13 protein-coding genes are annotated in these 17,132 nt (G+C 55.5%); all 13 read right to left on the bottom strand.

Annotation, left to right across the window (positions count from 1 at the left end; translation table 11 throughout):
• Nucleotides 1-183 precede the first annotated feature (183 nt).
• The 13 genes from FE783_RS07725 to FE783_RS07785 all read right to left on the bottom strand — a co-directional run bounded on the left by FE783_RS07725 (nt 184) and on the right by FE783_RS07785 (nt 16,455).
• Nucleotides 184-2,517: an AraC family transcriptional regulator gene (locus FE783_RS07725; RefSeq protein ID WP_158301669.1), complete on the bottom strand. Its 2,334-nt coding sequence runs from the start codon at nt 2,515-2,517 to the stop codon at nt 184-186.
• A gap of 248 nt (nt 2,518-2,765) precedes the next feature.
• Nucleotides 2,766-4,151 (bottom strand): ABC transporter substrate-binding protein, encoded by a 1,386-nt coding sequence (locus FE783_RS07730; protein WP_138878789.1) that lies wholly within the window; start codon nt 4,149-4,151, stop codon nt 2,766-2,768.
• A gap of 339 nt (nt 4,152-4,490) precedes the next feature.
• On the bottom strand, nt 4,491-5,111 hold the full coding sequence (locus FE783_RS07735) for a YcnI family copper-binding membrane protein (RefSeq protein WP_138878790.1): 621 nt from the start codon (nt 5,109-5,111) through the stop codon (nt 4,491-4,493).
• Nucleotides 5,112-5,193: 82 nt separating this feature from the next.
• Complete coding sequence (locus tag FE783_RS07740; RefSeq protein WP_138878791.1) at nt 5,194-5,868, bottom strand: response regulator; 675 nt, start codon at nt 5,866-5,868, stop codon at nt 5,194-5,196.
• The gene (locus FE783_RS07745; RefSeq protein ID WP_138878792.1) at nt 5,865-6,671 is read right to left on the bottom strand and encodes a sensor histidine kinase; all 807 of its coding nucleotides are present in this window, start codon (nt 6,669-6,671) and stop codon (nt 5,865-5,867) included. The genes FE783_RS07740 and FE783_RS07745 overlap by 4 nt, the downstream gene beginning before the upstream one ends.
• 388 nt (nt 6,672-7,059) lie before the next feature.
• Entirely contained in the window at nt 7,060-8,715 is a 1,656-nt protein-coding gene (locus FE783_RS07750; protein ID WP_138878793.1) for a copper resistance CopC/CopD family protein, read from the bottom strand.
• Between the two features lie 152 nt (nt 8,716-8,867).
• Complete coding sequence (locus FE783_RS07755) at nt 8,868-9,266, bottom strand: DUF2203 domain-containing protein (protein WP_138878794.1); 399 nt, start codon at nt 9,264-9,266, stop codon at nt 8,868-8,870.
• Between the two features lie 84 nt (nt 9,267-9,350).
• Nucleotides 9,351-10,160, bottom strand: a complete 810-nt coding sequence (locus FE783_RS07760; protein ID WP_138878795.1) for a metallophosphoesterase — start codon at nt 10,158-10,160, stop codon at nt 9,351-9,353.
• Between the two features lie 268 nt (nt 10,161-10,428).
• Nucleotides 10,429-12,165 carry a response regulator gene (locus tag FE783_RS07765; RefSeq protein WP_238402930.1) on the bottom strand — a complete coding sequence of 579 codons (1,737 nt, stop codon included), beginning with the start codon at nt 12,163-12,165 and terminating at the stop codon, nt 10,429-10,431.
• Complete coding sequence (locus FE783_RS07770) at nt 12,158-15,184, bottom strand: ATP-binding protein (protein WP_138878796.1); 3,027 nt, start codon at nt 15,182-15,184, stop codon at nt 12,158-12,160. The genes FE783_RS07765 and FE783_RS07770 overlap by 8 nt, the downstream gene beginning before the upstream one ends.
• Before the next feature lie 25 nt (nt 15,185-15,209).
• Nucleotides 15,210-15,587: a response regulator gene (locus FE783_RS07775; RefSeq protein WP_138878797.1), complete on the bottom strand. Its 378-nt coding sequence runs from the start codon at nt 15,585-15,587 to the stop codon at nt 15,210-15,212.
• 76 nt (nt 15,588-15,663) lie between these two features.
• The gene (locus FE783_RS07780) at nt 15,664-16,062 is read right to left on the bottom strand and encodes a gamma-glutamylcyclotransferase family protein (protein ID WP_138878798.1); all 399 of its coding nucleotides are present in this window, start codon (nt 16,060-16,062) and stop codon (nt 15,664-15,666) included.
• Nucleotides 16,063-16,164: 102 nt separating this feature from the next.
• The gene (locus tag FE783_RS07785; RefSeq protein WP_138878799.1) at nt 16,165-16,455 is read right to left on the bottom strand and encodes a CD3324 family protein; all 291 of its coding nucleotides are present in this window, start codon (nt 16,453-16,455) and stop codon (nt 16,165-16,167) included.
• Nucleotides 16,456-17,132: the final 677 nt, after the last annotated feature.

Raw genomic sequence — 17,132 nt, forward strand, 5'->3', positions numbered from 1 at the left:
TCGAATACGCTTACATCATAATCCGGGAATAGCGGACCGAAAACTGCAAAAACGGGTGACCACGTGCAAAAACGGGCTTTCGCCACTGTAAATTCGGACTGTACTACCGGAATAGTGCCTTCGGGCCGCGGCTATATAGGGAAATAGACGGACGTTCGCGCCGCAAGCGACTCGACTGTCCGTCTATCCGTTTCTGCCCGAGTAATCCGTCTTGTATTCGTTCGGCGTAAGGCCGAAATGCTGCTTGAACAGCTTGAAGAAGTAGCTTTGATTGACGAAGCCGACCTTCTCCATGATCGTGTTGACGCTTGAATCCGTATGCGCAAGCAGATGGGCCGCGTGCTTCATCCGTACCGATGTAATATATTTGGCAACGGACAATTCCTCTTCGTCGCGGAACTGCTTGCCCACATACGATGGCGACAAATTTACCATATCGGCCACGCTTTGCAGGCATAGGGACGGGTCCGTATAGCGCGCTTCCACGATCTGTTTGATCGTACCGACGAGCATCTGCCTTTTCGAGCTTTCCGACGCCCCTTGCGAATCGGCCTGGGACCTGGTGCGAAACAGCGAAATAAACAGATCGCGCACTTCCCCAAGCGTCTCCTTCTCGAGAATGCGCTTATACACCGATCGCACATCGGTCGAGCCGGTATCGCCCGAAACCGAGCCGATCGCGTGAGTAGCTTCGGCTGCCAGAGCAAGCAGCGAATTGATCATCTGATCGTAGCGGCACCGGGCGATATGCTCGAACAGCTCCGTCAGGCAGCCCTCGCTGCCGTCCAAGTCCTGTGCCCGAATCGCGGCGATCCAGCTTTTCTCGAGCCCGGGAGGAACTCCGTCCGATTCATTCTCTTCGCTCAGCCGGACGGACGCCGGCGTGATGATCGATTGTTTGCCGAATACGAATCTGTACTTCGCTAAATCCTCCACCGTTTTGTACAATCGGGCAATTTGCCTGTAATCCGTGACGGGATCGGCATATACAGCGGTAAGGGACAGCTTGTAGTAATTCATGACCGTCTCTTGAACGTCCATTGCCAATCGGCGAATACGCGCGTCGTACCCGTCGTCGGGCAGCTCCTCGTACAGAAGCGCAACGAAACAGTCTCCCCCCGTATCGATCACATCGCCGGACATCGACTTCGAGACGATTTCCTGCATAATATTGCCGATCGAGAACGTATACAGACGCCGGTCTTCCGGACTGTTGCCCTGCAGAAAGAGGGCGTAATCGTCCAGCTTGAACATGCAGATCGCGTACCGCATACCGCGGTTGAGACCAATGCCGAGCTTCTCGGCCGCGTCGCCCGGTGAAACATGGGGGCTGTCCAGCAGAAGCTGCCGCACATAATAGGAGCGCAAAATGCCGCTCTGCGAATCCTGCTGCTGCCTAAGCGACCGCATCTCGGTGATCGTCCGCTCCAATACGGTGGAGATGACGCCGAACTCGTCGCGCTTGCCGGTGGGCTGAGTCCCGCCCAGGTCGGCATCTTTGCGGATTAGGCGCAGAACGCCGGATACCGGATTGTACAGCCGAGAAGCGAGCAGCGCCGAGGTTGCCGCAGTAAGCAGCAGAACGACCGCGACCGCGATAATAGCAAACGCCTTCATTTCGCGGATGACTTGAAATACCGCATCGTAAGGCAGGATGCTGACGATCGTCCAGTCGTTCTTCTGCGAAGGAACGTACGTGACGAGGCTCGTCAGGCCGCCATCGTTATCGATAAACGAACGGGAGTCCCCCTCGCTTAGCCGCATCGTATCGATCCGCTCCCGCAGCCTGTTCCAGGAGCCGTTCCCGGACAAGTCGTTGACGATATTGCCGCTGCCGTCGATTATGAGCAGATGACTGTCCGAATATTCGGTCAGCCGGTTGATCTCGGATACGTTCGCGAACATCCACCCCGGCTTAATATTGAAGATAAGCGCGCTGCTGCCCGAGCCGAGAAGCGTGCCGGTTGCGCTGCCGTACATAAAAAACGAAAAATGGCTGATCCGACGATCGGATTCGCCATAATAAATCGGCACCAGCTGCAGCTTGGGCACGTTATCGGCTCGCTTCAAGTAGCGGTCCAATTTGCCGTCCACGCCGTCGTCCTTGCAATTCAGCACCTTCGCTTCCGAATAGTGATAATAGCAGCCGTTGCGGGCATTGTAGACGGTGACCGATTGCAGCAGCGGGACCGAGTTTAGCAGCTTCTCGAACGACATGATGCTGGCATACAGCTTAAACTCCTCCGGCTGCGCCGTATCGAGAAGATAAGCGGTACCCGGATCGAAGTAGGTCGAAGTAATCAAATTCGTCAGCATCTTGTCGGTGAAATCGATGTTGTAGCCGACCTGCTCCAGCATTTTCCGGTTGGACTCGTGCTGCATGTTCAAAAGCGTATTACGCGATTTATAAAATAGCACCGTAGAGGAAAGAACGACTACGAAGATCGAAAGCAAACCGATCGAAATGAGCATCTTGAACAAATATTTTTTGCCGGCGTACAATCGGAGCCATTTCATAGGATGCCTCATCCGTTTCCATTCCATAATTAGGAGGAGCGTAGCTATATTATAGCGCATTTCCTGCATTTGAGAAGGCGATGCAAGGCGGTTCGCACGCTTTGGCTGCCGCCTTCCCGCAGGTACCGCGCAGTTGCGAAAGGCGCTTAGGAACTTTAACGGAATTACCGCTCTGGCTGACGACCGGGGCTTTATAGTACGGCCAGTCCCGGCGTCAGAGTGCAGGAACGTTATTCCGTTAAAGTTCCTTACTTGGCTTTGTCTTCCGCCACCTTCTTCTCTACGACTTCCGTCGCTTGTCTTAATGCCGCATTCACATCGATCTGCCCCTGAAGCACCTTATCCAGTTGTTCCAGCATGGCCACGTTGGCTACCGGCGTATATTTCGTCCATACACTGGCTGCGGCCGGTTTGGCAGGCATCAGCGCTTTGACGTTCCGCCCTTTCAGGAAAGGCATGTTCGCGCCGAACGCGGCGCGAATTTCCGGGCTCTTGACCATCGGCAGCACGCCTTCCTTCGATTTCGCCATTTGATATTCGTCGCTGGTCAGCCACGCAATGACCTGGAAGGCGGTATCCCGTGCCGTTCCCTTGGCCATGTTCGTAATGTTGAAGTACGTCGGGTACGGCTGCGAACCGACGCCTCGCAAATCGCCGTACTCGGGCAGGCTCGCCAAATCCCAATTCACCGTGTTGAGCGGGTCGGAAGGCGACAACCATACCTGTGTCGCGTACATCGCGGCGATCCGCTCCTCAATGAACCATTTGTTCATCTGCGCCAAATTCGTGCCTTTCGCCTCGTTGCCCGGGATCTGGAAAAATCGGACCAGGTTGTCCGCATGCTTCTTCCATTTGTCATCCGTGGACAATAGCGGCTTGAACGTAGCGCGATCGACGAAATTGGCCGATAGCTGGTTCATCAGAGCGATGTGGCTGAAAGACGTGACGAAGCCTCGGTAGTTTACACCGCCGTCCGTACGGGTCATCTTCTTGGCGATATCGTACGTCTCGTCCCAAGTCATTCCGTCCTTCGGATACGGCACCCCGAACTTGTCGAACAAGTCCCGGTTGTATACGAGCACGCTGGGATTGTTCGTAACCGGCAGGCCATATATGCCGCCCCCCGCGATTTCCTTCATAAGCCCGACAGCCGTATCGTCGAGACGGGACATGTCGAACTTATATTTCGTAATCAAGTCGGTGATGTCCGATTGCAGCTGGTAATCGATAAAGCGGCTGTGGATCGCTCCGATGGAAGCGAAGACGACATCGATATGCGTTCCGGCGGCCAGCAGATCCGGCAGAAGAACGTAGCCTCCTCCGTCTTTCGGGGTAATATGAACAAAGTTCGTCTTCACATTCGGAAATTTCTTCTCGATCGCGTTCCCATACTGTTCCATGAACAATTGCTTGGACTGGCCGGAGGAAGGCTCGAAAAACGTCAGCGTAACAGGCTCTTGTTTGGCGGAAATGTCTGTTTGCTGCGATGCTCCTCCGTCTTTCTTCGAGCCGTTTGCGGCTTCTTTCTTCTCACCCGCACCATTACCGGTGCATGCGGCCAGTAAACCGACAATCGCGAGCGCCGCTATCGCCTTCATCCCGTTCTCCCCCGAACGTTTCATGAAGCTGCCCATTCAACCTCAACTCCCTTTTACATCGTATATCGCTATCGATGTACGCGCTTTTATTTCCATCGCCGCGATACTTTATATGTTACAGGGCGACCGTTCCAAATTCTTATCTGCTGTTGAGTTCTTTTGGCGGTTGCGGGCAGCCTGTCGGTGCCTGGCTCGGGGAGGAGAATGCCCTATCCGGTACTATTTCGCGCTTTGTCGGCCGGGGGATGGCAGTCGGTTTATGCAAGGTTGGTATTTGGAGGGGGCTGGCCGTCGCCAAAAACAAAGAGCCGCCCCCGAAGCCATAGTAAGCTTCAGGAACAGCTCTTTTCTTTTGCAATACCTTTGTCGATCCGCTTACTTCGCTTTCTTCAGCAGCGAGACGATCAACGCCAGCGCGCCCAACACGACAGCCGCAATCGAGAGGTAGAACGTCGTCTTGGATTCCGGGGAGCCGGCAGCCGCCTCCGGTGCGGCCGCGCCCGTATCGTGACCGTGCGAATCCGCGCCTTTCGCCGCAGCCTTCACTTTCGTGACCGAAGCCGGTTTGTCGGAGCCCTCGGCGCCTACCCACTCGACTACACTGCCGTCTTTGTACGTTTGGTACGATTTCCACGACAAGTCTTTGGCGTCGTTCTCCACTTTGCCGGACATTTTGAATTCGCCGAATTCCGTCGCGCCGAAGCCGTCGCCCGTCGCAGTCCAGACGACGCTCGTAATTTTCCCGGAGCCGTCCTTCGTTACGTCATATTTCCAGCCGAATTTCGGCTCGAAGCGCGACACGGTAACGCCCGTCGGAAACTTCACTTCCACCTTGACGGTGGCGATTTCTTTCTCGGTCGGCACGCGCAGCGTAAATACCTCGTATTTGCCCTGCGTCGTTTCATTCGGAAGCACGGTTACGTGCGCACTGGCTATGCCCGCGAACATCATCATCGCGATCAGGCAGACGGCGAGCAGCATTCCGGTTTTTTTCATTATCGTTCAGCCCCTTTTCTCGAGTTTGTCTCCATGTATCAATGTAACGAAAAAGCGGGACCGTGAGAATGACTCGACCGGGCTATTTTTCCCCGCGTTTTTGACCGATATGTGTCAACCCCTGCCTCACGGCGTAAGCGGTCAGCTGCACCCGGTTCTCCAGCTTCAGCTTGTCCAAAATGTTTTTGATATGATTTTTCACCGTATTCTCGGCGATCGTGAGACGCTCGGCGATTTGCCGGTTCGTGTCCCCGGCGGCCACGCAAGCTACGAGCTCGCGCTCCCGCGGCGTGAGTACGCCGGAATCCGGTTCGGCTGCCGCCGTCCCCGCACCGCCCCGGAAATGCTGAAACAGCTTGTCCGCCATTTGACGGGATACGGCCGAATTGTCGTCCAGCAAGGCGCGCAAATAATGCATCCAATCGTCGGGGTCCATATTTTTGAGCAAATAGCCTTGGGCTCCGAACTGGATCGCGGTGAACAAATCCGCCACATGGTCGGAGACGGTTAGCATCACGATGCGAATATGGGGATGCAGCTGCTTAATGCGACGGGTCGCCTCGAGTCCGCTAATGTCCGGCATGTTGATGTCCATCAGGACGAGATCGGGCTGCAGGTTGCCGCACATGGCAACGGCCTCTTCGCCGCGCGCTGCTTCCCCGATCGTCTCGAACAGCGTATCCTCGTCCAGCAAGCTGCGGATCGCTTTGCGGGCGAGCGGATGATCGTCGGCTATCAGTACGCGATACGGAGTCATACGCTCATCTCCTTCTTGCCTTCTATTCGGAGTTCCGTCCCCCCGTCTTCGGCAGGGCCGATGTGCAGAGCCGCTCCAAGCTCGGCGGCGCGCTTGCGCATCATCGAGATGCCGTATTTGCTCGCATCCGAGGCGGGAGGCCGAATGCCCGTGCCGTTATCCTTGACGGCGAGCGACCATTTTCCATCCGTACCGCATGTCCAATCCAATATGGCGCGATCCGCTTCGGAATGTTTGCGGATGTTCGTGAACGCTTCCTGCACGACGGCGAACAGCTGGACTTCCTCGGACGAATCGAATACTCCGTCGGTCCATTCGCCACGCCGCTCCACCTCTACCCCGGATATCGCGCTCCATTCGCGCAGCCAGCGGTCCAGACGCTCGGGAAACGACACACCGTTCTCGGGCAGCGAGCGGAGATTGAAAATCGCTTGGCGTAAATGATGGTCGATCTCCGATACGACCGACCTCGCTTCCTCCGTCTTCCCCTGCTTCAGCTGCACGTTCAGAAAAAACAGCATTTGCGCGATATTGTCGTGCAGCTCGCGAGCCAGCCGCTCGCGCTCCTCGTATACGGCCGTCCGCGACTGCTCTTCGGCGATCTTCTTGTTCATGCTCTGGATTTTGCCGAACATCCACGTCGAGAACCAGTACGACAGCAGCAGCGTCAGGATAATAATATAGAAATTCCCGACTTCCATCGACAAATAATGAAGCAGGAATTCGTGCCGGATCAGCTCGAAGCCGCCGATCACGACCGCCGGCAGCAAAATCGTCAGCAGCTTATATCGTCGGAGCGACATGATTATACCTCCCCCTAACTCAGTCCCCCAAAAGTGACGCGACTCTTCGCTGCTTATTCCGCCGCACTACGATAACGAACCTATATTCACTATTAGCAAACCATATTTTACTATTCAGCCAAGATTGACGTTCGATTTCGCAATAGTGAACTTCATTTTCCTATTAGCGAACTTATGTTTGTTATTTATTAAACCAGGTTCACTAATCGCCCATTCGGCGCAAATCGGTCTGATTTAATGAATTCAAATTCACTACTAGTGAAATTCGATTCACTAACCATAAAAAGCACAGCGAAGCTGCCCGATTTCCAAAAAAAGCTCCCTTGCCGGAGCGCGTCATTCGCGTATCCGGCAGGGAGCCTCGTGTCCGGCTCTCGCGTCGCCTTGTTCAGTACACCCTCGTCTCTTCCGTGTACACCGTCTCATCGTCGTTCTTGTCGAGAACGCGGAACTCCAGCTTCCACATCCCAGCGAACGGGATGAACGGACCGTCGGCTTTGTAGCTGAACTGCCCGAACGTCTCGTCGGCCGTAAACGCGGCATCCTGAGTATCGTTCTTATGCGCCGTAAGCGGAACTTCGATCGGAGCCATATCCGGCTTATCCAAATCCTGCAGCTTCAGCTGCACCCGCTTCGGCTCGCCAAGCTCCTTGGGCAGCCAGACGTCGACCCGGAATTGATTGTCGCCCGGCACCTTCGGAGTAACCTGTACGGTCATGTGCACCTTCTCGCCCATCACGTGCCAATACATCGGCTCGTTCGGCGGAACGGGACTGATGAACGTGAGCAGCCCGACAAGCACGACGATAATGCCCATCGCGGCGAAGTCCATCCGGACCATATCGCGCAGGTCGTTCTCCTTGCGCTTCCTCATCGCCAGCCGGATCCCGATCCCGAGCAGAATAGCGAGGACGACGAATACGACTTTGGCGATAAGCAGCTTGCCCCACTGGGAGTACAGCAAGTAGTTCAGCCCCGGCAAATACAGCAGCGTAGACGCCGTCCCGGACAGAACGAGAACGATAATGGCGATCAAAGCCGCATTGGAGAACCGCGGCAAAAATCCGTCGACCCACATCCGGTTTTTTCTCCACAGCGGCACGATCAGCAGCAGCCCGCCGACCCAGACGGCAGCCGCCAGCAGATGGGCGAAGTTGAGCGGAACGGTGATCCATTGCGGATCGTTACCCATCGCGTGGCCGTTGACGCTCTTGGCTGCCAGCAGCAGAACGATCCAAGCCATGTCCCACACCTTCGAACGGCCCAGCAGCGCGAAGCCTGCCAGCGCCAGCACGAACGCGGCCAACCAAGAACGGCCGACCCATGTACCGGTGAACAGCCCGATCAGCTCTCCCAACCCTTGATCGCCGAGCAAATCCTGATAATGGAAATAAACGAAAGCGATCAGTGCCAGAAAATGCGCGCGTTGAACGCCGAGAAGCCCGTTCCGGTAATGCTCCGCAATCGAAGAATGCTGCAAGCCGGCGTATGCCCCCCACAACACCCAGCCCGCTGCCGCCAACAGCCCGAAATAGTAGGCGATGCGGGACAAATATTTCAATACGTCATAGACGCTCATATCCGCCGACAACTGGTGTCCGCTGTGCAGTGACGAAGAATCGGCGATCAATCCGCCTTCGGAGCCGGGACCGATCGACAGCACGTACGTTCCTTCCACCGGGTGCCCGTCCGCGGAGATGACATGGTACGTAACCGTATAACGTCCGTTGCCCAGCTTCGGCAGCTCGAGCGTCATTACCTTCTGGTCGCTCGAGAGCGTCGCTTTCCGGTCGGAAATCGTCCTTCCGATTTCATCGTACACTTTAATATAATGGAGCTCCGACTCCAGCCGCTCGTTGAACGTCAGCTCGATCCGCTCGGGCGCCGCGTTCAATTGGCTGTTCGCCTCGGGCACCGCTTTCGTCAGCACCGCATGCGCGTCAGCCGGCTTCGGAGCGACCAGAACGAACATGCATACGAGCATTAGCGCAGTCGAAACGATCCATCTTCCCATCTTGTCCATGTGCAAGCTCTTTCCCTTCATTCGCTTAACTCCGATCAGTAACTCAGCCGCTGCAGGTCTGAAATATGCTTCCGATCGCCGTTAATATCCGGAAACAAATGCGACCGCTCACGCTTCTGCAGCATCATTTCAGACCCTCCGCTTAAGTTACATCGGACTTCTAACCTTCTGTACTAGTCGATCAGCTTTCTGCCGATATAGCCCTCGCTAAGCCCGTGCCAATGGGTGATCGACTCCTCGCCGAGCCGCCAGCACAACAGCACCTCTTCGCCGTTTCTCAGCGACGGGAAATCGACCAGCCCCATATCGAGATCTTTCAGCTGAGCGCCTTTCATATGAATGCTTTGGACGAGCGTCCTCGCCTCGATCTGCATAAATTCAAGCTCGCTCTCCAGTGTAAAAAAAGGATCCGCCTCTTCCGGACGATGCTTCCCCGCATGCTCCTTCAGCTGCTTCAGGCGAAGGTAACGTTTCTCGAATTCGCGCTTGATCGATTGAAGCTGATCGATTTCCTCGCGGATTCTCGGAAGCAACGCGTTCGCTTCCTCCAACGTGAACCATTTTTTCTCCATCCCCATCTCGCCTCCTATTCCCCCTTGATTGTACCAGAACGAAACCGGCGATTCCAATGAACGATCCGTGATCGTTTCTCGGATTTACCGTACGCCGACGACCCGAATGAGCGCGATTTCCGGTCGGCATCCGATGCGAAACGGCAGGTGTACCGTACCGAGGCCACGGTTGATATACATATACCGCTTCGGCTGCATTTCTTTCAACCCCGTATGATGACGGCCGTAAGGCCCGATCGCTTTGCCGAAGAAGCGGATTTGGCCGCCATGCGTATGGCCCGCCAACAGCAGATCGAAGCCGATCGACCGTTTGGCAAGCCAACGCGTTATGCTGGGGGAATGCGCCAATGTAAGCCGGAATGCCCCTTCGATATCGTCTTCCTGAGGCACGTACCGTTCCCGGCCGTATTTCGAATTGTCGAAACCGTATACATAAACGTTGGACCGTTTTACCTCGATCAGCTCGCCCTCATTGGCCAGCACGCGCATTTTGCGGACACCGATATCCCTCAGCACGCGGATGTGCTCTTCCTCCGTAAATTTGCGCTTCCGCAAGCCCGTTCGTTCCTCCCATTCATGATTGCCGGGGACGAAAAACAAATACTCGCAGTCCAGACGCGAAAGCTCCCTCATCACCTCGGGAAGCTGCTCCAGCTTGTTGAACAAATCGCCGGTCACGCAAACGATATCCGGCTTCAGCGAATCGACAATTTCGCCGACCGTGCCGGTCCAGAACCGGGTACGCCCGTGCAAGTCGGAAATTTGCACGATTTTCAGCTCGCCGCTCACGAGCTCGGATTCCACCCTCGTCTCCGTCACTTCGGCATGAACCGTCTCATAGAACAAATAGATGACAACCGCAACCGCGGCGAATATGGCCCCTACAAATATCATGTCATTCCCCTTCCGGTCTGTAAAATGCGAATATCGTCCACTCACAGCCGAATTTCGCAGCGGAAATCAGCTGTTTCATCGCTTTAGAGGATATCCCTCCTTTCCTCCCGATTCTATTCTACCACCAAATCATTGCCATTGACGACAAAAACAGGAAAATATCGCTTCATTTCCTGTACAAGGCGAATGGGTAAAGAAACAACCTCCGAGCCGCATCGACAAGCGGGTACGGAGGTTAGTCCCATGCATGGCGCCGCGGTACGCACGCTTAATCGTTCATCCCGAGCAGCTGGCTTACGCGCATCTCCAGCTCGACAAGGGAAAACGGCTTGGACATATATTCGTCGGCGCCGAGCTGCAGCGCAAGGGCTATATCCTCCTCGCGTTTTTTGCCGGAAAGCATCAAGATCCGGGTGTTCCGGAACCGGCCGGAAGAGTCCGACTTGACCGTCTTCAACAATCCGAAACCGTCCATCTTCGGCATGACGCCGTCCAAAATGCACAAATCGACGTCGTGATCGTGCATATACCGGTACGCTTCCTCCCCGTCCTTCGCCTCCGCGACTTGAATGGACAGCTTCTTCAGACGGGAAGCGAGGATGGAGCGGAGAATGCCGTCGTCGTCGGCTACGAGCACCCGTTTCGGCTGCAAATCGCCGTTTTGCGCGAACACAGCCGCCGTTTCCGACTTGGCGCCGGCGAGCAGCACGCGGTCCCGTCCCTGCTGCTTTGCCCGGTACATCGCCTCGTCGGCGAGCGCGATCCAATGAGCCGTCGGCAGTCCGCGGGTCCATTCGGATACTCCGCACGAAAAGGTGATCGAAAACGATTGCCCTTCGTATTGCGCAATCGGCTGCCGATGCGTCAGTTGAAGCGCGTCCTCCATGATCCGCACGGCCTGCTCGCCCGTCGTATTGGGCATAACCGCCACGAACTCCTCTCCGCCGAAGCGCGCCAGAAAGTCGGTGGAGCGCAGCTGCTGCTGCAGCAGGTGGGCCAGTCCTTGCAGGACGAGATCGCCTATCGCGTGACCATAGGTGTCGTTAATGTGCTTGAACCGGTCGATGTCGATGAACGCGATCGAGATCGGGGCCGGATACCGGGCGATCCGCTGCAGCTCCAGTTCGATTTGATGATCGAAATAGCGGCGGTTGAATATACCGGTAAGCGGGTCTCGGAAAGCGAGCTGCTCGAAATTTCTCGTACGGGACAGCAGGCTGTATATGCGCGCCGCAAGCTCGTCGTATTGAAACGGCTTCGTTACGTAATCGTTCGCCCCGAGCATGAGACACCGAACTTTGTCATGAACGTCGTTTCGGGCCGACAAGACGATGAGCGGTATCCATTTCAGCGTCGGGTCTTCCTTCAAATAATCGAATAATTCGTAGCCGGACTTCGGATGCATCATCAGATCGAGCAAAATCAGATCGAACGATTCCTCGCGCAGCTTTTGCTTCGCTTTATCCACCGAATCCGATTCGTGAACGACATAACCGTCCAGCTCGAACCGGCGGACGAGAAACGAGCGGAGCACGTCGTCGTCGTCCACGACGAGCAATTTGCCGGCAGGCGCCAAACCCGGCAGGCGCAGCCCTTGCTCCTTCTGATCGCTGACTTGAAGCTGACGCTGCAAGATGATCAATTCCATCTTCAGCTGCAGCAGCCCGGCTTTGCTGTTCAGAGCGCTATGCCGGACGGTGGCCGCCACCGCCGTCTGCTCCATCGTCTCCTCCTGCGTCCATTCCCACTCGGCCGCGAGCAGCCCGGCGACATCGCCGACGCTTGCGAAGCCGAACACGGGGGCGCTGCCTTTGAGCGTATGGGCGTATCGGTAAAAGTGTCCGGGAAGCCCGTCGTCGAAATCCTGCTCCATCCGGTCCAGCAATAGCTCCATCGATTGAATTTGCTTGTGCAGTTCTTCCAGGAAACGGGCTTTGCCTTCCTTCATCAGCCTTTCGTTTCTGCGCTGCTTCTCCAAGCGGTCCCGCTCCGGCGATTCAGTCATGCTTCTTCACTTCCACTTCGATAATATCCTGTTTGATCTTCAGCTCCGTCACACGGATTCCTTTCTCCTCCAGCTTCGTCGCGATCGCCGCCTGGTCCTGGACCGGAAAGACGACCGTAGGATTGCCCTGGGCGGGCTCCATCAGGCTCGTCGCCAGCTCCAGCAGACGCTCGATCGTAAACGGCTTGCGCAAATATTTGCCGGTATCCGTTTCGTGGAAATGTTTGGGCGGCTCGAGCACGGTCGATACGATGACCGGCGTATGGCTGTAAGTCGGATGCTGCAGCAGCTCGGCGATAAAATCCCAGCCCAGCTTCTTGCCGTCCAGTTGGATATCGACGATGCAAAGAAGCGGCGCCGGCCCCGACGATTCCCGCAGCGACATAACGGCGTCCTCCGCGCTTCGCAACTGGACGGTGGATACATTCAGCTTCTCGAATGCGACGGCAATGAGCTTCGACAAATTCTCGTCATCTTCGATAATGACGACTTTGCCGCCCATACCGGTCGCGCGGTACGTTTTCATCCGGATGCGGAATGTGGAGCCGGCTCCCAGCTCCGATTCGAACGTCAGCGTACCGTGATGCGATTCGACGATTTCCTTGACGATCGCGAGTCCCAAGCCGGTGCCTCCGATTTGCCTGCGGTCGGAGTTGTCCACCCGGTAAAACTTGTTGAACAGCTTCTCCTTCGCATTTTCCGGAATGCCTAAGCCGAAGTCCTGCACCTCGATAACCGCGAAATCGCCTTCCTTGACGACACGGACCACAACCTTGTCCGAGTTCGGCGAATATTTGACCGCATTGCTCAACAAATTGTGCATCACCTGCGTCATCCGGTCGATATCGGCCGAAACGAAAACATCGGGAGCGATAAACGTCTCGATCCGGTGATCCTGCTTGCCCTGCCACTGCTCGGACACTTCCCGCACGACCGCCGACACGTTGACGGGAATGAGCTGGTACGCCTGCTTGCCCGACTCCATCCGCTGCAAATCGAGAAAATCGTTGATCAGGTTGGACAGCCGGCTCGCTTCCCGGTAAATCGTCTCCATATATTTTTTCTGCTTTTCTTTCGGAATTTCGCGGTTCAGCAATATTTCCATGAAGCCGAGGACGCTCGCGAGCGGCGTTCGCAGCTCGTGCGATACGATGCTGATGAATTCGTTCTTCATCTCGTCGGCCATCTCTTCGCTCGTACGGTCGCGGAAGACGAACAGGAAGCTGCGCGAGTTCTCGATCGGGTCCGTGATGGAGTTCACGTATAGATCGTAATGCTCCTCCCGCCCGTCTTCGCGGCCGAGCGTAAACCGTTCCTGCAATTGCTCCAAGGTACCGTTCAGGACAGCCTCGGCAAACTCGCTCAATTGCGATTTTCCCGGAGCGGAAGCCTCGAGATGCCGGCAAAAATCGCGGATGTTCGATCCGGAGAAACGGTCGAAGCCGAACATCTCGTCCATCCGCTTGTTGGAGAACACGATACGTCCGCCTCCGTCGCACATGACCATGCCTTCGTGGATCGATTCGATGATGCGCCGCACGAGATCGCGCTGCTGCTGCAGGCCGTCGCGTTCCTGGGACAGCTCCTCGTTCAGCTCTTCGAGCAAGTAAGCCTGCTTGCGCCGCTCTTCGTTCGTCGTCTGTGCCATGAAGGCGAGCGCGAACTGCCGGACGAGCCCCTTGGTCAGACGGTGCAGCGCATCGTCCACCTCATCTACCCCGTAGGACGTAATGAGCAGCATCCCGATCACATGCGAATATTCATCGAGAAGCGGGTAATATTGGTCAAGTGCGGTGTCGTATCCGCCGTGAATGCCCCGTTCGTCCGCATGAAGGTAACGTTTCCGGTAGATCGGCCTCTTCTCGTGCAGGACGCGCATGCTCGGTCCGAACAGCTCTTTATAGGAAGAAGGGAGCGCGCCCTGGGGATAGCCGTATGAGTAAATCACATCGAAGGAGGACGTCTCCGGATTTTCCGCGATAAGAACGGCGGCATCCTGATGTAGCGCTTGCAGCAGCGCCTGGATCGAATGTTCCAGAAACGCTTTGATCTCCACATGTCCGGTCAGCTTCTCTTGATAGGTCGTAATCAGCTCCAGCTCGCGTTCGCGATCGGTCAGCTTAAGCAGCATCTCCTGCTGCTCGGTCTGCTGGGCGGAAATTTCTTCGTTCTGCGCTTCCAGGAGGTCGCGCTGGTCGATCAGCTCTTTGTTCGACGCCTCGAGAGCGTCGTGACGCTGTCTTAATTCGCTCGACATGAAATTGATGCCGCGTTCCAGACGGCCGAGCTCGTCATTGCGGTGGCTGAGCGCGACATGCACATAATCGCCTTCGGCAATCCGGTTGACGGCCGCGTCGGCCTGAACAATCGGGCTAATCACCTTGCGGCGCAAATACACGATCAGCAGCACTCCGGCTATAGCCGCCCCCGTAGCGACCAGTATGGGCAGCATGATCAGCGTGTCGGTCCTTTTCCGGTTGTCTTCGAGCCAACGCTGCACCGAATCGTTCTGCGAGGAAAGAATCGACTGGAAAGTGCGATTCATCTCGTTCACGTTGGACGTGGTGGTCGTCTTCGACAAACGCTCGATTTCATCCATATTGCCGAGCTTTTTAAGCTCGATGACGGTATCGTTGGATTGCCGGTAGCCGGCCCACGCTTTAATAATCGCGTTCCATTCGTTGGTATACTTCTCTCCATAATCGCGCTTCCGGAAACGGTCGGACACGTCGTTCAGCTTCGCATCGAACGCCTGACGCATATCGAGAAATTGGGTCAGGAAATCGGGGTGGTCGAACGCCAAATACGCCCTCAGCTCGGAAACGAGCGTTTGCGAATCGCTGTACAAGCTTTCGACCAGCGCCTGATCGTGCAATTCGAGCTCCAGTTTATCGCGCGCCTCAATAATATGGTTGTTCATGGTCAAACCGGCAGCGAGCACGAAGATCGCGAATAGAAAAATGGTCGTAAAAATCAAAACAGACACGTTCGATGCGATGCTTTTCTTTTTGGTCGGCATACGATCCGTTCCTCTCCCCGCCACTTTAACCGTCCCCGAGCAGGCTTTGCACGATATCGATCAGCTGCAGCGGACTGAACGGCTTGACGATATACGACGTGACGCCGGCCGCCTTCGCTTTTTCCTTGTCTTTCTCCAATGCTTTGGCCGTCAGCAGAATAACCGGAATATCGCGGTTCGGCGAATCCGATCCGCGCAGCCACTCGCAAACTTCGACCCCGGTTTTCTCCGGCATCATGTAGTCGAGGATGACCAGATCGTAAGATTCCTGTTCCAGTTTGTCTTTCGCTTGCTGTCCGTCCTCGGTTTCCGTGATGGCATAGCCTTCATCCGCCAGCGTTTCCGTAATCAGGAAGCGGAGTGCCGCCTCGTCGTCGGCAAGCAGTATCTTATTCCCAGTCATGCAATCTCTCCGTTCATTCGACATGATTCTATCAATTCTCTTCATTATAGCATTTCATTTCAGCCGTGTACCCCGGTTACTTGCGAAAATTTGTATTCCGTTTCCGCCAATCGCCTGATCGGATTTGCGGGCATCCCCGCGAGTCGTTCCAAACATAAGCCCAACCGGCGCGAGTCCCGTCTATATCGCGAATCCACACTCTCTCGTAATCGTTGCGCGCATCGCCGGGCCCGTAATAGTCTTCGAGAGCGTCCATCGCGGACAGCGCCGAATCGCCGACGGTCAACCATTCGCCGCACACGACAGCGCCGTCCTTGCCGCTTCCCTCGGAATCCGGCACCAAGGCCGGATAAGCCCCGGCGTCAACCAGCGTTCCTCTCACCGCGCCGGTCTCGACGGAATGCATGTAGGGCGCGGCTACGCCATGGTTCGCCTCCCCCGTCATGAGCGTTCCGTACACAAATACGCGTATCATCGTTCATCCTCCCGTTTCGTTCTCGTTCTATTATATAGGCGGACCCTTTACAAAATCTCGGTCATACAAAAGAAAAAAAGCAAGACGGTAAACGTCCTGCTTTCACTTGGCCACATTTTGTACGAGCTCCCGGGTTTTGACGATAATTTTGCGGATGCTGTCTTCGGACAGATGGAAGCGCTGGATCAGCTCGATGACGCTGGCGCCGCCTTTGTACATTTGGTAAATTTCGCGGTTGCGCTTCTCGATCAGCTTGCGCGTTCCGTTATTTTCTCCCCATCCGGCCCGGGTTTGCTCGATTTTCGGTATATAGACAAGTTCGCCTTGAATGTAATTTTGCAGTTCCTTCAATAAGCTAGGCGGAAGAAAATCCTTTCCGTTCTTGTAACTCATTGATGAAAACCTCCTCTAGATTGTTTGATGCCAAAACCGACCCGACTTGAACAATTCCGAGCGCTTTCATCGTCTCACCTCCTATTTAGAATGGTCCGGACTCCCGTCCGGACGCCGCGAGCGGCGGATTAATCCCTGATTTTTTGGGGGGAGCCCCGAAAAAAAGGGAACAAAAAAACACGATAACCCGCATCGTGCCTGTGTCGTCTTATGTATAGATGCGCATCAGGTGAAGGTTAAGTTAGGCCGTATTCGGTTAAAAGCGGTACACCTCAGTTTTGCCGTTGAACAACATGTTTTGCATGCCGTACGCCTCCTCTCACCTTAATCGATTTGTTTTGCTTTTTTGGTAACATTACAATTATATGGGATGAAGGTGGTTTCATCAAGCCCAACGTTTGGGAAAGATTATTTATAAACATACTCTCCCTGTGGTTTGTTCAGTTCCCGCGCGGGTTTGCGCTGCTAGTTGGACCGGTATAACGCCGGTTTTTGTGCTGAGCAATTGACGTCAAGGATGCTGTCAGGGTGGAAGCCGTGAGGGTGGTAAACGTGAAGGCACAACCGGCAGGGCGACATCCGGCAGGCCGGCATCCGGCAGGGCGGCATCCGGCAGGGCAGCAACCGTCAGGGCGGCATCCGGCAGGCGGCATCCGGCAGGGCGGTATCCGGCAGGC

Source organism: Paenibacillus mesophilus, from assembly GCF_005938385.1.
Lineage (GTDB): Bacteria > Bacillota > Bacilli > Paenibacillales > NBRC-103111 > Paenibacillus_AB > Paenibacillus_AB mesophilus.

Excerpts from the sequence above, each read along its gene's own strand:
- FE783_RS07780 (WP_138878798.1), bottom strand. The coding sequence starts at position 16,062 with ATGATACGCGTATTTGTGTACGGAACGCTCATGACGGGGGAGGCGAAC.
- FE783_RS07735 (WP_138878790.1), bottom strand. The coding sequence starts at position 5,111 with ATGAAAAAAACCGGAATGCTGCTCGCCGTCTGCCTGATCGCGATGATG.
- FE783_RS07755 (WP_138878794.1), bottom strand. The coding sequence starts at position 9,266 with ATGGAGAAAAAATGGTTCACGTTGGAGGAAGCGAACGCGTTGCTTCCG.
- FE783_RS07745 (WP_138878792.1), bottom strand. The coding sequence starts at position 6,671 with ATGTCGCTCCGACGATATAAGCTGCTGACGATTTTGCTGCCGGCGGTC.
- FE783_RS07730 (WP_138878789.1), bottom strand. The coding sequence starts at position 4,151 with ATGGGCAGCTTCATGAAACGTTCGGGGGAGAACGGGATGAAGGCGATA.
- FE783_RS07770 (WP_138878796.1), bottom strand. The coding sequence starts at position 15,184 with ATGCCGACCAAAAAGAAAAGCATCGCATCGAACGTGTCTGTTTTGATT.
- FE783_RS07785 (WP_138878799.1), bottom strand. The coding sequence starts at position 16,455 with ATGAGTTACAAGAACGGAAAGGATTTTCTTCCGCCTAGCTTATTGAAG.
- FE783_RS07760 (WP_138878795.1), bottom strand. The coding sequence starts at position 10,160 with ATGATATTTGTAGGGGCCATATTCGCCGCGGTTGCGGTTGTCATCTAT.
- FE783_RS07725 (WP_158301669.1), bottom strand. The coding sequence starts at position 2,517 with ATGAAATGGCTCCGATTGTACGCCGGCAAAAAATATTTGTTCAAGATG.
- FE783_RS07765 (WP_238402930.1), bottom strand. The coding sequence starts at position 12,165 with ATGACTGAATCGCCGGAGCGGGACCGCTTGGAGAAGCAGCGCAGAAAC.
- FE783_RS07740 (WP_138878791.1), bottom strand. The coding sequence starts at position 5,868 with ATGACTCCGTATCGCGTACTGATAGCCGACGATCATCCGCTCGCCCGC.
- FE783_RS07750 (WP_138878793.1), bottom strand. The coding sequence starts at position 8,715 with ATGAAGGGAAAGAGCTTGCACATGGACAAGATGGGAAGATGGATCGTT.
- FE783_RS07775 (WP_138878797.1), bottom strand. The coding sequence starts at position 15,587 with ATGACTGGGAATAAGATACTGCTTGCCGACGACGAGGCGGCACTCCGC.